The sequence below is a fragment of the Pseudonocardia kongjuensis genome, assembly GCF_039526905.1.
GTDB lineage: Bacteria > Actinomycetota > Actinomycetes > Mycobacteriales > Pseudonocardiaceae > Pseudonocardia > Pseudonocardia kongjuensis.
In genome coordinates, this window is the sequence record NZ_BAAAJK010000010.1 from 101,440 (window position 1) to 115,099 (window position 13,660).

Annotated in this window: 12 protein-coding genes and 1 tRNA gene; 8 read left to right on the top strand and 5 right to left on the bottom strand. The window is 74.3% G+C overall.

The genetic code is table 11. The features are described 5' to 3' along the window. Window positions 1-5 precede the first annotated feature (5 nt). Window positions 6-1,748 carry a DUF222 domain-containing protein gene (locus ABD160_RS14500; RefSeq protein WP_344022535.1) on the bottom strand — a complete coding sequence of 581 codons (1,743 nt, stop codon included), beginning with the start codon at window positions 1,746-1,748 and terminating at the stop codon, window positions 6-8. A 159-nt stretch (window positions 1,749-1,907) separates the two neighbouring features. Here ABD160_RS14500 and ABD160_RS14505 point away from each other — a divergent pair, with 159 nt between their 5' ends. Both ABD160_RS14505 and ABD160_RS14510 read left to right on the top strand, forming a co-directional pair. Beyond that, complete coding sequence (locus ABD160_RS14505) at window positions 1,908-2,534, top strand: MauE/DoxX family redox-associated membrane protein (RefSeq protein WP_344022537.1); 627 nt, start codon at window positions 1,908-1,910, stop codon at window positions 2,532-2,534. Between the two features lie 391 nt (window positions 2,535-2,925). Further along, window positions 2,926-3,660 (top strand): DsbA family protein, encoded by a 735-nt coding sequence (locus ABD160_RS14510; RefSeq protein ID WP_344022539.1) that lies wholly within the window; start codon window positions 2,926-2,928, stop codon window positions 3,658-3,660. Between the two features lie 38 nt (window positions 3,661-3,698). Here ABD160_RS14510 and yczE read toward each other — a convergent pair whose 3' ends face one another. Next, on the bottom strand, window positions 3,699-4,289 hold the full coding sequence (gene yczE, locus ABD160_RS14515) for a membrane protein YczE (protein ID WP_344022812.1): 591 nt from the start codon (window positions 4,287-4,289) through the stop codon (window positions 3,699-3,701). 111 nt (window positions 4,290-4,400) lie between these two features. On the opposite strand from yczE, the gene yczR reads away from it, so the two are divergent. Further along, entirely contained in the window at window positions 4,401-5,846 is a 1,446-nt protein-coding gene (gene yczR, locus ABD160_RS14520) for a MocR-like transcription factor YczR (RefSeq protein ID WP_344022541.1), read from the top strand. 4 nt (window positions 5,847-5,850) lie between these two features. On the opposite strand, the gene ABD160_RS14525 is transcribed toward yczR, so the two are convergent. Further along, window positions 5,851-6,369 (bottom strand): gluconokinase, encoded by a 519-nt coding sequence (locus ABD160_RS14525; RefSeq protein WP_344022543.1) that lies wholly within the window; start codon window positions 6,367-6,369, stop codon window positions 5,851-5,853. A 134-nt stretch (window positions 6,370-6,503) separates the two neighbouring features. Here ABD160_RS14525 and ABD160_RS14530 point away from each other — a divergent pair, with 134 nt between their 5' ends. The 5 genes from ABD160_RS14530 to ABD160_RS14550 all read left to right on the top strand — a co-directional run bounded on the left by ABD160_RS14530 (window position 6,504) and on the right by ABD160_RS14550 (window position 10,415). After that, entirely contained in the window at window positions 6,504-7,238 is a 735-nt protein-coding gene (locus ABD160_RS14530) for a FadR/GntR family transcriptional regulator (protein WP_344022544.1), read from the top strand. 141 nt (window positions 7,239-7,379) lie between these two features. Further along, the gene (locus tag ABD160_RS14535; RefSeq protein WP_344022545.1) at window positions 7,380-8,216 is read left to right on the top strand and encodes a TrmB family transcriptional regulator; all 837 of its coding nucleotides are present in this window, start codon (window positions 7,380-7,382) and stop codon (window positions 8,214-8,216) included. A gap of 250 nt (window positions 8,217-8,466) precedes the next feature. Further along, window positions 8,467-8,539 (top strand) — tRNA-Ala (locus tag ABD160_RS14540). A 564-nt stretch (window positions 8,540-9,103) separates the two neighbouring features. Beyond that, complete coding sequence (locus ABD160_RS14545) at window positions 9,104-9,829, top strand: SDR family NAD(P)-dependent oxidoreductase (RefSeq protein ID WP_344022547.1); 726 nt, start codon at window positions 9,104-9,106, stop codon at window positions 9,827-9,829. Window positions 9,830-9,845: 16 nt separating this feature from the next. Beyond that, the gene (locus tag ABD160_RS14550) at window positions 9,846-10,415 is read left to right on the top strand and encodes a TetR/AcrR family transcriptional regulator (protein ID WP_344022549.1); all 570 of its coding nucleotides are present in this window, start codon (window positions 9,846-9,848) and stop codon (window positions 10,413-10,415) included. Window positions 10,416-10,485: 70 nt separating this feature from the next. On the opposite strand, the gene ABD160_RS14555 is transcribed toward ABD160_RS14550, so the two are convergent. Beyond that, window positions 10,486-11,469, bottom strand: a complete 984-nt coding sequence (locus ABD160_RS14555) for a glucosyl-3-phosphoglycerate synthase (RefSeq protein WP_344022551.1) — start codon at window positions 11,467-11,469, stop codon at window positions 10,486-10,488. Between the two features lie 59 nt (window positions 11,470-11,528). Continuing rightward, window positions 11,529-13,490 (bottom strand): acetoacetate--CoA ligase, encoded by a 1,962-nt coding sequence (locus ABD160_RS14560; protein ID WP_344022553.1) that lies wholly within the window; start codon window positions 13,488-13,490, stop codon window positions 11,529-11,531. Window positions 13,491-13,660 lie beyond the last annotated feature (170 nt).

A 13,660-nucleotide genomic window follows, 5' to 3' on the forward strand; every position in this document is an offset into this window, starting at 1 on the left:
GCGCATCAGAACGGTGCCTCGGCGGTGCCCTGGGCGAGCCGCGCGGCCAGCCCGGGATCACGCAGCAACGCGAGCACTCCCGGGCCGCGCCGGCCGCGCCCGCCTGCGCCGTCCGGACCGGGCCCGCCGGCCCCGCCCGGGCCGCGTGCGGAGGAGCCGGCCGGCTCCGGCTCGGACCGGTGGACGTGGCCGGACGGAGTGGTCCACTCGGTGGTCCCGTCCGGCATCAGCACGGTGCGCCATCCGGGCAGGTGCTTGAGGACGTGGTGCGAACGGCACAGTGGATGCAGGTTGTCGGCGCTCGTCGGGCCGGCGCCGGTCCGCGGATCGTGCGGGACCACATGGTCGAGATCGCACCGATGTGCCGGCACCCGGCATCCCGGATGTGCGCATCTGCCGTGCCGGGCACGGACCAGCTCGGCCAGGGCGGCGCCCGGCCGGTACGCGGTGGTGTCCCGGTGCACGACGTGCCCGGCCGGATCGGTCAGCAGCCGGTACCAGACGCAGGCCGGATCGAAGGCCAGCGCGCGGGCGTCCGAGACGGGGAGCGGCCCGTACCCGGCGAGCTCGGCCGGTCCCTCGGACCGGCCGAGGAGCGCCTCGAGCGGGACGGTGACGTTGATCCGGACGGACACCGAGTTGCGGACGGGGTCGTAGCGGCCGGAGGGTGCGGCGGCCGGCCCGGTGCTGCTTGGTCCGGTGCTGCCTGGTCCGGTGCTGCCTGGTCCGGCGCTGCTCGGCACGGTGCTGCCTGGTCCGGTGCTGCCTGGTCCGGTGCTGCCTGGTCCGGTGCTGCCCGGTTCTGTTCCGGCCGGGTCGGCGCCGCTCGTGGTGGCAGCGCCTCCCGGTCGGCTCGCCGCCGTGCCGGTCCGTGGGCCGGGCCATCCCGTCTCGCGCAGGACGAGATCGGTCAACACGTCGGTCCGGCGCTGGTCCATCGTGCGGGGATCGGAGCTCCCGCACCGGCGGGCGTGCTCGTCGAGCACGGCGTAGACACCCACCGCGGCCGCGGCCGGGAGGAACATGCGCAGCGTCGCCATCCCCTGCGGCTCGGCCTGCAGCTCGACCGACCGCGAGCGGATCGCCCGGTCCCGGCGCCGCGCCGGGAGCTCACGATCGGCGAGCGCCGTCAGGAAACGGTCGATCGCGACCCGCAGCTGCCCGACCGTCTGTCGTGGGGCGGCCGGGAGCACCGCGGCCTGGAGCCGCGCGGCCTGCTCGTCGGTCAGGTCGGCGGTGCCGTCGAGGATCTTCCTGGCCTTCACCGGGGTCAGCAGCCCGGCCCTGGCCAGCTCGGTGGTGGGGCCGTGCCCCGGCTCGTGCAGACGGCGGGCGTGCTCGAGGCGCCGCAGCATCGCGGCACCGGTGAGATGCAGCATCAGCTGGATCTCGGCCGTCGCCGACCGGGAGGCGTGACCGACCGTGTCGAAGGGCCCCGGGGGTCCGTCGGCCGGATCCCGATCGGTGAGGAGCCGGGCCATCGCGGCCTCCGCGTCGGTGACGAAGGAGGCCATCTCGGCATCCTGAACGGTCTGCAGCCAGCCGATGACGCGCTCGAGGGCACCGATGCGCTCCAGGCGCTCGGCGCCGCTCGCGGACCGGTCGGGTGGTCGCGCCAGGACCGTGACGAGCGCGGGACCGGGGTCGCGCTCGGAGAGGCGGACGGGCCCGGTCACGGTGGTGGTGAGGGTGGCCGGGGACGCACCGGTGTCGGCATCACCGCAGGCAGTCGCCATGTCGTCGAACATGTGGTCGATTCTGGCGGGTGGGACCGACAGTTTCGCGACGATATGACGACCTGAGGACAACTCGGGGGTTGTTCACTCGGATGGAGTACGAGGTTCTCCCGGTGTCGTCCGCCCGGACGTGTGAACCGGCCGGCGGGAGCCTCTCGCTAGGCTCCCGCCGTGAGATCCGCCCGCCTGCTGGACGTCGTGGGCACCGCTGTGCGGCTCGGTCTGGCGGTCGTGTGGCTGGTGTCCGGTGGCGTCAAGCTGGCCGATCCGTTGCAGGCGGCGGTCGCCGTCGACGCGTACGAGATCCTGCCTGCGGGTGCCGTGCCGGTCGTCGCGACCGTGCTGCCGCTGCTGGAGCTGGCGCTCGGTGCGCTGCTGCTGCTCGGCGTCGGCACCCGGCTGGCCGGGGTGGTCAGCGTGCTGCTGCTGCTCGGGTTCGTCGCCGGTCTGGTGCAGGCGTGGGTCCGCGGCCTGTCCATCGACTGCGGGTGTTTCGGTGGCGGCGGACCGGTGGAACCGGGGGAGGAGCGGTACCTCTCGTCGCTGTTGCGCGATCTCGGCTTCCTGGCGCTCGCGCTGTGGGTGTCGGTGCGTCCGCGCACGTTGCTGGCGGTGGACCGGATCTGGGACGGAGGTGGACCTATGAGCGACGCGGACGGTGACCGGGTGCCCGACGAGACGGTGGTCGGCCGGCGCGCACCCGACTCGGGGCCGGATGTCGACGGCACCGCGGTCGACGACTGGCCGGGTGCGGACACGGCGGATCCGGAGCATGCGGGGGACGACCGGGGCCGGTGACCGGCCGGTGCGGCCCAGGTGAGCAGAGCAGCGGCCGGGTCGGTGCAGGCCGGTAGCGCCGGCCGGCGGGCGGGCCCGGCGGGCGAGCCTGGTGGGCGGGCCTGGTGGGTGAGCAGAGCAGTGACCGGGCCCGGTGGGTGAGCAGAGCAGTGACCGGGTGGGTGCGGGCGGGCAGCGCGATCCGGTTGGTGAGCAGAGCAGAGCCGGTAGGTGAGCAGAGCAGAGCCGGTGGGACGCCGGTGGGTCCGGGAGCGGCGGGCGCGGTACCGGCCCGGTGGTGAGCAGAGCAGGAGCGGGTCCGGACCGGGACCGGGGCGGGTGACCGCGACCGGCCGGCTCCCGGGGCCGGTGACACGTCCGGTGCGAACCGGCGGCACGAAGGGGAACAGCGATGGGACAGTCGGAGCGGGAGCGGCGGGCAGCCGCACAGGCACGGCTGCAGGCGGCCGGGATCACCCCGCCGAAGAAGTCCGGCGGCGCCACCCGCGGCCTGGTGATCGGCGCCGTGGTCCTGGTGTTCGCGGTGGTCACGGGCCTCTACCTGGCGTGGCAGAACTACACCGCCGGTGCCGAGCCCGCGTACCCGGTCGCCCGGGACGGCGCCGTGGTCAGGGCGGGCGACCAGGCCGCGCCGGTCACCGTCGACGTCTACGAGGACTATCTCTGCCCGACCTGCCAGCAGTTCGAGCGCATCTACCGCGACCAGCTCACCCGGGCCATGAACGACGGCACGATCAAGGTCAACTATCACACGATCGCCATCCTGGACGACCGCTCGACGCCCCCCGGCTACTCCACCCGGGCCGGCAACGCGGCGCTCTGCGCGGTCGACGCCGGGATCTACCCGGCGTACCACTCCCGGCTCTACGTCGACCAGCCGCGCCAGGGCACCGCGGGCCTGTCGGTCGAGCAGCTGACCGCACTCGGCACCGAGCTGGGCGCGACCGGGGACTTCGGCGGATGTGTCGCGGGCCAGGCGGGGACGCAGTCGATCGTCGACGCGACGGAGGCGGCGATCGCGAACCCGGCGGCGGCCCCCGGTGGCCGGTTCGCCACCCCGACCGTGCTGGTGGACGGCCGGATGGCCGATCTCACCAACTCCGACTGGCTGTCGAACATCACCTGACCGTCACCCGCCCGACACCGGCCACCGGCTGACGCCGCTCACCGGGACGTCCGGACGGTGAACCAGGGCAGGAACCACTGGACCAGCGGTCCGACGCCGAGCGCGTAGGCCACGGTCACCACGCCGAAGGTGCCACCGAGCAGCCATCCCGTGAGCACCACCGTCACCTCGATCCCGGTCCGCACCGCGCGCACCGAGCGCCCGGTGCGGGCCGCGAGGCCGGTCATCAGGCCGTCCCGCGGGCCGGCCCCGAGGCCGACCCCGATGTAGGCGGCCGTCGCGGCGGCGTTCAGCACGATCCCGGTGACCGCGAGCCCGGCCCGCGCCCAGAGCCCGTCCACCACCGGTACGACGGCGAGCGCGCCGTCGACCGCCAGCGCGATCACGACGACGTTGGCGAGGGTCCCGATACCCGGCCGCTCCCGCAGCGGGATCCACAGCAGCAGCACGACCACCCCGGTCACGGCGACGACGACACCGATCGAGAGGCCGGTGCGCAGCGCCAGGCCCTGGTGCAGCACGTCCCACGGCATCGAGCCCAGCCCGGCGCGCATCATCAACGCCATCGAGAGCGCGTACCCGACCAGCCCGAGCACGAGCTGCACCAGCCGCCGGCGTCGCCGGGGCATCCGCAGCGACCACCGCGTGCCGCCCTTCCGTCCGATCGTCACGTCACGGCATCCTGCCCCTGAATTGGCGTGTCGTCTGCGATCCAATCGAGCAGAAGTGGACTGAAGAAGATGGACGGAATCGGGGCGGCCGCGCTGGCCGAGCTGTGCGGCGAGGTCCGGGGCGGGCGCGGGCCGGCGTACCGCACGCTCGCCGACGCGATCCGGGTCCTGGTCGGCGACGGACGGCTGCCGGCCGGCACCCGGCTCCCTGCCGAGCGGGCGTTCGCCGAACGGCTGCGGGTCAGCCGGGTCACCGTCACGCACGCCTACCGCGAGCTGCGCGAGGAGGGCTGGGCGGACGCGCGGCAGGGATCGGGCACCTGGGTCCGGCTCCCGGACGGCCCGGCCGGCGTCGACGGGGCCTGGGTGCCCGGCCCGCCCCGCGGCGGTGTCATCGACCTGGCGCACGCCGCCCCGGCCGCCCCGCCGGGCATGTCCGGGCTGGTGCAGCGGGCCGTGCGGCGGCTCGACGGCGAGCTGGCCGGGCACGGGTACGGCCCGGACGGCCTGCCCGAGCTGCGCGAGCGGATCGCCGCCCGGTTCACCGCCCGCGGCGTGCCCACCGATCCGGACCGGATCGTCGTCACCGGTGGCGCGCTGCACGCGATCGGGATCGCGGTCGCGGAGCTGACCGGCGCCGGCGACCGGGTACTGGTCGAGCACCCGACCTACCCCTCCGCGCTGGACGTCCTCGCCGACGCCGGCGTCCGGCCGGTCCCGGTCGCGCCCGGGCCCGGCATCGAGGACGCGTTGCCGCGGGCCGCCCGGCAGACGGCCGCGCGGGCGGCGTACCTGATGGCGGACTTCCAGAACCCGACCGGCCGGCTGCTCGGCGACGACAGCCGCGCCCGGCTGCTGCACCGGCTCGCCCGGCAGGGGACCGTGGCGATCGTCGACGAGACGTTCGCCGAGCTGGACCTGCGGGAGGGGGTGCGCTCACCGCTGCCGTGCGCGGCGCACGCGCTGCGCGACGACGACGTCGTCACCGTCGGCGGGGCCAGCAAGATCGCCTGGGGCGGGTTGCGGCTGGGCTGGATCCGGGCGGCCCGGGAGCCCGCCGCGCGGATGCGGCGGCGGCTGGCCCGCGCCCAGATCGCGCAGCCCGTGCTCGAGCAGCTGATCGCGGTCGAGGTGCTGGACGCGATCGACGGCATCCGGGCCGAGCGGACCGCCGAGCTGCGCCGGCGCCGGGACCGGCTGGTCGGCGAGCTCGCCGCGGTGCTGCCCGAGTGGCGTCCGGTCGTTCCCGACGGTGGTCTGGTGCTCTGGTGCGATCTCGGCGCGGAGCTGTCGACGGCGTTGACGGCGGTCGCGCCGCGGCACGGGCTGACGCTCGCGCCCGGCCCGAGGTTCGGGACCGGTCACGCCTTCGAGGACCGGCTGCGGCTGCCCTTCACCCATCCCGAGCCGGTGCTCGCCGAGGCGGTCCGGCGGCTCCGCCGGGCCCACGACGAGATCGCCGGGACGTCCGCCGGTGCCGGACGTCCGGCCGGGCCGGCACCGGTCGTCGTGTAGCGCCTCAACCCAGGTCGGCGGCGCCGGCCTCGACGAGCTCGCCGACCGGGGCGTCGATGTCCAGGGTGGTGCCCGCCTCCCCGGTGGCGAGCGGCTCGAGCGTGTCGAGCTGGGAGGTGAGCAGAGCAGGCGGCATGAAGTGCCCGGCGCGCCCGGCCATCCGGGCGGCGAGGACCTCGCGTCCGCCGGCCAGGTGCAGGAAGGCGGTGCGCGGGGCGTGCGCCCGGATCCGGTCCCGGTAGCTGCGGCGCAGCGCCGAGCAGGCGACGACCAGCCCGTCGTCGTCGTGGCCGGACAGCTCGGCGCCGACGGCGTCCAGCCAGGGCCACCGGTCGTCGTCGGTGAGCGGGACACCGGAGCTCATCTTCGCGACGTTCGCCGGGGGGTGCAGGCCGTCGGCGTCGGTGAAGGCGAGGCCGAGCCGGTCGGCGAGCGCGGCGCCGACCGTGGACTTGCCGGATCCCGACACCCCCATCACCACGATCAACGGTGGTCGCTGGACGTCCTGCGGCTGGTGCGTCACTGCAGCGGCTCCTCGGGGTACGGCACCGGACGCGAGCCGGACTGCCCGGCCGGTACCGACCAGCCTGCGTCATAAGTAGTACTTATTCAAGATCGTATCGATTCAGATATGTCCAATGTGCGAGCATGCGGCGGATGAACGACGGGCGCGAGATCGGTGCGGGTCTGCACGCCGACGTCGTCGACCGGCTCGGGGCGCGCGTCGCGGGTGGCGGGATCCCGCCGGGCACCGTCCTGCGGGCCGACGAGCTGGGCGAACGCTACGGGGTCTCACGGACCGTCGTGCGCGAGGCCGTGCGGGTCCTCGAGTCGATGGGACTGGTGCAGAGCCGCCGCCGGGTCGGGACGACGGTCGCCCCCCGCGAGCACTGGAACGTGCTCGATCCGCGGGTGATCCGCTGGCGGCTGGACGGGGCGGAGCGGGCCGGGCAGCTGCGCTCGCTGTCCGAGCTGCGGCACGGGATCGAGCCGGTCGCGGCGCTGCTCGCGGCCACCCGGGCGACCCCCGAGCAGTGCGGCGAGCTGGTCGGTGCGGTGATGGACATGACCGTGCACGGCCGCAGCGGCGATCTCGCCGCGTATCTGGGCGCCGACGTCCGGTTCCACCGGACCCTGCTCGCCGCGTCCGGCAACGAGATGCTCGCGGCGCTGGGTGACACGGTCGCGGAGGTGCTCGCCGGCCGGACCCGGCACCACCTGATGCCCGACCGGCCGGAGCCGGCGGCGATCCGGCTGCACGGCGACGTCGCCGACGCGGTCCGGTGCGGCGACGGCGCCGCCGCGGAGACGGCGATGCGGGCGATCCTGACCGAGGCCGCGTCGGCGATGAGGACGGACGGCATGGACAGCGGGGCGGCGCCGGATCAATGATTGTGATGAAGGGGAGCAGCGCCCCGTAGCATTCGATCGTTCACGATCGATTCATTCGCGGGCCCTGCGTGCCGGGGCCGCGTCGCGGTGATGGCACCGGACGCACGACGGCGTCGAACGATTGATTGAGATGATCCCGCAATGTCCGTGCAGCACGTGACCGGAGAGCTGCAACGCCTCGGCATGTCCGGCTACGAGGCCAAGGCCTACGTGGCGCTGGTCCTCGCCGCCGAGCCGGTCAACGGCTACGAGGTGGCCAAGCGCTCCGGGGTTCCCCGGAGCACCGTGTACGAGACCCTCGGCAAGCTCGTCGGGCGCGGCGCGGCGTACGAGGTGCGCACCGACGACGACTCGGTCGGCTACGTCCCGCTCCCGCCGCGCTCGCTGCTGGAGCGGATGCGCCGCGAGTTCGACCGCACCATCCAGGTCCTGGAGGACGAGCTGCCCCGGCTGGCGACGCCGCCGCCGGTCCGGCTGGTGCACTCCCTCGCCGAGCGCAGCACCCTGCTCGAGCGGGCCGAGGACGTCGTCACCGCGGCCGAGGGCGAGCTGTACATGTCCGGCTGGCCGGACGACCTCGACGCGCTCACCCCGGGCGCCCGCCGCGCCGAGGAGCGCGGCGTCGCCGTGCGCCGGGTGGTGTTCGGTGACGACGGCGACCCGGTCGGCTGGACCACCGAGCACCGCTACTCCAGCCCGGAGGCGGTCGAGGAGAACCTGGGGCAGCGGCTGCTGGTCGTCGTCGCGGACCGCAGTCAGGCGGTGATCGGCGGACTGACCGCCGACCGCACCTGGGGGCTGTACACCGACGACCCGGCGGCCGTCCTGCTCGCCGTCGACTACGTGCGGCACGACATCGCGATGCACGTCGTGGCCGACCGCTACGCCGATCACGGGTTCGACGAGTTCTGGACCGGTGACCAGGCGCTGCGGCGGCTCCGCGGGACCGCCGGCCCGGACCAGGGGTGCACCGGCTGATCCGGTCCGGGCCCGAGGTTCCCGCCGACGACGTCGGGGCCGGCGCCGGCCTCCCGGCGCCGGGGGACCGGCCCGGGGCCGGAGTGTCACCGGCGACCGCCGCGCCGTCCGGGGAGGCCGCGGGGAGCGGGGGTGGACGGTCGTCCGAGGTCGGAGCGCGGTGGCGGCGGCACGCCGGCGGGCGCCCGCGGAACAGGCACCCCCCTGTCCGGGGCCGGGACGGCGCCGTGTACTGTTCTGCATGTCGCAAGGGGCTGTGGCGCAGCTGGTAGCGCACTTGACTGGCAGTCAAGGGGTCAGGGGTTCGAATCCCCTCAGCTCCACCCTTCTTCATCAGCCAGAACTTCGGTTCTGGCTTTTTTCTTGCCCGGCTGGACAGCTATCGCGGACGGCAACGTTCTCGGCGGTCCAGCTCGTCATCGAGCTGTTCGGGTGCGACGCGTTGGGTCTCTGGAATCACGTGGCCGTGGACGTTCATGGTCATCTCGATTGCGGAGAGACGTGCTGGAAAGCGCGGCCCCTGAGCGCGGCCTGATCGCCGGCCGGAACCAGTTCGATGGTTCCGGCCTTCTGCGTTTCCGGCCCGTCCCGGCCCGTGGTTCCGGCCGCTGTGCCCGTCGGCGCCGGGTGTCGGCGGGGCCCGCGACCCGGCGCGATTTCACCGCAGAGCCGCCGGGGTTCCGGCGGGCGGTCGGGCGCCGGCCGCAGGCCACAGATCGGGGCCGGTCGGTCCCTCCCACCCGGTGCTCCTGCGGGACCCACCACCCCCCGGGACCGGCCGAACTGGACGATGCTCGGCGCACCTCCCGGCCCGGCGACACCCCGGTGGCGCTCTTAGACAGGTTGGTCTAACTTGGTTTTAGACCAACCTGTTCAAAGGAGCTGACGTGAGCGACCTGACCGGCAAGACCGCCCTCGTGACGGGTGCGACGACGGGGATCGGTGCTGCGACCGCACGTGCGCTGGCCGCGCAGGGGGCCGACGTGGTGGTGCACGGACGTGACGTCGAGCGCGGCGAGGGCGTCGTCCGTGATCTCAAGGCGAGCCACGTCGACGCTCGCTTCATCGCCGCCGATCTCCGCGATCCCGGCGAGATCGCCCGCCTCGTCGGTGAGGCGGGCCGCATCGACGTGCTCGTCAACAACGCGGCCGTGGGGTGGTTCGGGCCGAGCGCCGACATCGGGCTGGACGACTACGCCCGGGTGTTCGAGAGCAACGTGCGCAGCGCCTACCTGCTCACCACCGCACTCGCTCCGCTCATGGTCGAGCGCGGCGGGGGCGCCGTCGTCAACGTGAGCAGCGGGTCGGCGGTCATCGGCCAGGCCTACGACTCGGCGTACGCCGCGACCAAGGCGGCCGTCAGCTCGCTGACCCGCTCGTGGGCGGTCGAGTACGGGGCGTCGAACGTGCGGGTCAACGCGGTGTCCCCGGGACCGGTGTACACCCGGAAGGAGATCCGCGAGCTGCTCGAGAGCCACATCCCGGACATCCCGCTCGGTCGCGTCGCGGAGCCGGCCGAGATCGGTGAGGTCATCGCGTTCCTGGCCGGACCGAGGGCCTCCTACATCCACGGGACCACCATCGCGGTGGACGGCGGCCGGACCGTGGTGTGACGGTTACAGTCGTGGCATGACCTCCGTGGCGACTCCGGGAAAGCGGTCGGCCCGCGATCGCCTCCTGGAGACCGCGGACCGGCTCTTCGACGCGGAGGGGACCGACGCGGTCGGCATCGACCGGATCCTCGAGGAGTCCGGAGTCGCCAAGGGCTCCCTCTACTACAACTTCAGCGGCAAGGCGGAGCTGGTCACCGAGTACTACCTCCGCCAGCACGCCCGGTGGGTCGGGCGGATCGCCGACGCGGTGCAACGGCAGGAGCACCCCCGAGCGAAGATCCTCGCGATCTTCGACGAGCTCGGCACCATCTTCACCGAGCCCGACTTCCGTGGCTGCGCGCTGAACAACTCCTCCGCCGACACCCGTGCCGGGAGCCCGAAGGACCTGGCCGTCAGGAAGTTCCGTTCCTGGCTGCACGCGCTGTTCCGCGAGCCGGTGACGCAGCTCGGCGTCGACGATCCCGATCAGCTCGTCGCCCAGCTGGTGCTGCTGTTCGACGGCGCGAACATCGCCGCGAACACCGGCTCCACCCGCACGGCGGCCGGCTCCGCGAGGACGATCGCGGAGGCGATCCTGCCCGGCTGACCCGCAGACGACCACCGGGCCGGCTCGCGCAGGTGCTGCGCGCGGTGCGGGCGTCCGGGGTCGGGTACTGCTACGAGGAGATGACGGTCGGCGCGGTCCCGGTGGCCGCTCCGGTGCCCGCCGGCCGGAGATCGCACATCGGGGGCCGGTCGGTCCCGTCCACCCGGTGCTCCTGCGGAACCCACCGCTCCCCGGACCGGCCGAACTGGACGATGCTCGGCGCACCCCCCGGCGCGCCGGTCCCGTCGCGGCGCAGCACCGTGTCGACGATCTGCCGGGCCATCACCCCGAGCTCGAGCAACGTCCGGTTGCGGTGCTTCCGCACGCCGAGATCGACCTGCGCGATGGCGTCCAGCCCGCGCCGGCGCAGGGTGTCGATCAGCAGGCCGATCTCGACGCCGTAGCCGGCCGCGAACGGCAGCGACTCCAGCAGTTCGCGGGTGGCCGCGTACTCGCCGCCGAGCGGCTGGACCACCCCGGCCAGATCGGGCTGCAGGGCGGCCAGCAGCGGGCGCACGGTGAGCTCGGTGACCCGGCCGCCGCCGGTCGCGGCCTCGGTCCCCGCCAGCCGCAGCGGGCGCCGGTAGAAGCCCTTGACCAGGGCGATCCGGTCGTCCTGGAACAGCGGTTCGAGCAGCGAGCCGACGAGTGCGGCCGGGTCGGCCTCGACCAGGTCGGAGTCGACGAACACCAGGACATCACCGGTGGTCGCGGCCAGCGAACGCCAGAGCACCTCGCCCTTGCCGGGGCGGACCGGCACGTCCGGCAGCGCCTCCTCACGGGTGACCACCCGGGCCCCGGCGGCGGCCGCGACCTCGCGGGTGCGGTCGGTGGAGCCGGAGTCGACGACGACCACCTCGCCGACCAGCGGATCCGGGCCGCGGGTCAGCGGCACCAGCCCGGCGACGAGCGCGCCGACCGTGGCCTCCTCGTCCAGCGCCGGCAGCACCACCGAGACGGTCCGGCGGTGCCGGGACGCGCGCAGCCGGTCGACCGGCATCCCCGAGTCGTGCCAGGTCCGGCGGCCGAACCAGCTCCGGACGTGGTCGTCCACCGTGCAGTCCTCCTGGACGGGATGACGGGAGGGACGACGATCGTATCGGCGCGCGCAGCTCAGCCGGTCCGCCGGGCCCGGCGCCGGGCGAACCCGGCGTACCAGCGCAGGGTGTCCGGGTCGTCGACGGAGGCGATGTTCGCGGCCTTCTCCAGTGGCCGCCCGGCCAGCAGCTTCTTGATCGGGACCTCGAGCCGCTTGCCGCTGAGCGTGTGCGGCACGCCGGGCGCCTCGATGATCTCGTCCGGGACGTGCCGCGGGGTGAGCCGGGACCGCAGGGTGTCCACGACGGTGGCCCGCAGCGCGTCGTCGAGCACATGCCCCTCGGCCGGGACGACGAACAGGCCGAGCCAGTAGCCGTCGTCGGGCTCCTCGACGCCGACGACCAGGGTCTCGGCGATCTCCGGGAGCGTCTCCAGCACGTCGTAGAAGTCGCTGCTGCCCAGCCGTACACCCTGCCGGTTCAGGGTGGAGTCGGACCGGCCGTGGATGGACACGTCGCCCTCGGGATGGAAGGTCACCCAGTCCCCGTGCCGCCAGACCCCGGGCCAGGTGTCGAAGTAGGACTCGGTGTAGCGCACCGCGTCCGGGTCGTTCCACAGGTACACCGGCATCGACGGCAGCGGCTGGGTGAGGACGAGGTCCCCGACCGTGCCGACCACCGGCCGCCCGTCCTCGTCCCAGGCGGCGCAGTCGACGCCGGCCAGCCGCCCGCCGATCCGGCCGACCCGCACCGGGGCGTACTCGTTGCCGCCGACGAACGCGCCGGAGATGTCGGTGCCGCCGCTGGTGGAGTCGATCCGCACGTGCGGGCCGACGTGCTCGAGGATCCAGTGGTAGCCCGCCGACGGCAGCGCCGAGCCGCTGACCATGACGTGCCGCAGCCGGCCCAGGTCGTGCTCGGACCGGGGCGACACCCCGGTGTTCGCGGTCGCGGTGACCACGGCGGCGCCGAGCAGCAGGAGGTCCGCGCGGGTGCGGGCGGCGACCTCGAACACGGCGCCCGCCGGGTGGCCGGGGCTGCCCTCGTACAGCACGATCGTCGCGCCCCGGGTGAGCGCGCCGAGCTGCATGTTCCACAGTGCCCAGCCGGTGGAGGTGAAGGCGAACATCCGCTCGCCCTCGCGCAGGCCGCAGTACAGCCCGGCCCACCGGAGGCCCTCCAGGGTGATCCCGCCGTGCCCGTGCACCAGGCCCTTGGGCAGCCCGGTGGTGCCGGAGGTGAACAGCACCCAGAGCGGGTGCGAGAACTCGACCTGTGCGAACTCGAGCGGGGCGGGTTCGGCGAGCAGCTCGGCCCACGGCGTGCTGCCGTCCGGGGCGGGCCGGTCGGACAGGTACGGGACGTGCACCACGTGCCGGACCGTCGGCAGGTTCGCCCGCAGCTGCGCGACGACGTCGCCGCGGTCGATCTCGCGGCCGTTCCAGTGGTACCCGTCGGCGGCGACGAGCACGGTCGGCTCCAGCTGGGCCAGCCGGCCGATCGTCCCGTCGGCGCCGAAGTCGGGGGAGCAGCACGCCCACACGGCCCCGACGGCGGCCGTGGCGAGCACGCCGATCACCGCGTGCTCGGTGTCGGGCAGGTAGGCGGCGACCCGGTCCCCGGGCCGCACCCCGGCCCGGCGCAGCCAGGCCGCGGCCGCGGCGACCGAGCCGCGCAGCTCGCCCCAGGTGATCTCCCGGGCGGGCCCGCCGCCCTCCTGCACGCACACCAGCGCGGCGGCGTCGTCGGCCCCGTGGCGCAGCGCGTGCCGCGCCCAGTTCAGCCGGGCCCCGGTGAACCAGCGGGTGTGCGGCATCGGATCGGCGGTCCGCACCTGCGTCCACGGCGTGGACAGCTCGACCTCGTAGTACTCGACGACGGCGGTCCAGAACCGGTCGATGTCCGCGACCGACCACTCCCAGAGGGCGTCGTGGTCGGGGAAGTCCCGGCCCTCGCGCTCCTGCAGCCAGTCGAGGAATCCGCGCAGCGCGGACGACTCGACGCGGGCGTCGGACGGGCTCCACAGGATGTCGGTCATCCTCGGAACATAGGGCTGCGACGCCGTCCGACGGCCCCGGTTGAGAATGCGTTGAGATCCACATGACGCGGGGTTGAGCGGACCGCGGGAAGGTCGGTCCTGCATCCGCGTGCGCCGGTCCCGCAGGCCCGGACCGGGCGCCGACGACGACGTGTCGAGGGGACCGACCG

Excerpts from the sequence above, each read along its gene's own strand:
- ABD160_RS14510 (WP_344022539.1), top strand. The coding sequence starts at position 2,926 with ATGGGACAGTCGGAGCGGGAGCGGCGGGCAGCCGCACAGGCACGGCTG.
- ABD160_RS14500 (WP_344022535.1), bottom strand. The coding sequence starts at position 1,748 with ATGTTCGACGACATGGCGACTGCCTGCGGTGATGCCGACACCGGTGCG.
- yczE (WP_344022812.1), bottom strand. The coding sequence starts at position 4,289 with ATGCCCCGGCGACGCCGGCGGCTGGTGCAGCTCGTGCTCGGGCTGGTC.
- ABD160_RS14535 (WP_344022545.1), top strand. The coding sequence starts at position 7,380 with ATGTCCGTGCAGCACGTGACCGGAGAGCTGCAACGCCTCGGCATGTCC.
- ABD160_RS14530 (WP_344022544.1), top strand. The coding sequence starts at position 6,504 with ATGAACGACGGGCGCGAGATCGGTGCGGGTCTGCACGCCGACGTCGTC.
- ABD160_RS14560 (WP_344022553.1), bottom strand. The coding sequence starts at position 13,490 with ATGACCGACATCCTGTGGAGCCCGTCCGACGCCCGCGTCGAGTCGTCC.
- ABD160_RS14550 (WP_344022549.1), top strand. The coding sequence starts at position 9,846 with ATGACCTCCGTGGCGACTCCGGGAAAGCGGTCGGCCCGCGATCGCCTC.
- yczR (WP_344022541.1), top strand. The coding sequence starts at position 4,401 with ATGGACGGAATCGGGGCGGCCGCGCTGGCCGAGCTGTGCGGCGAGGTC.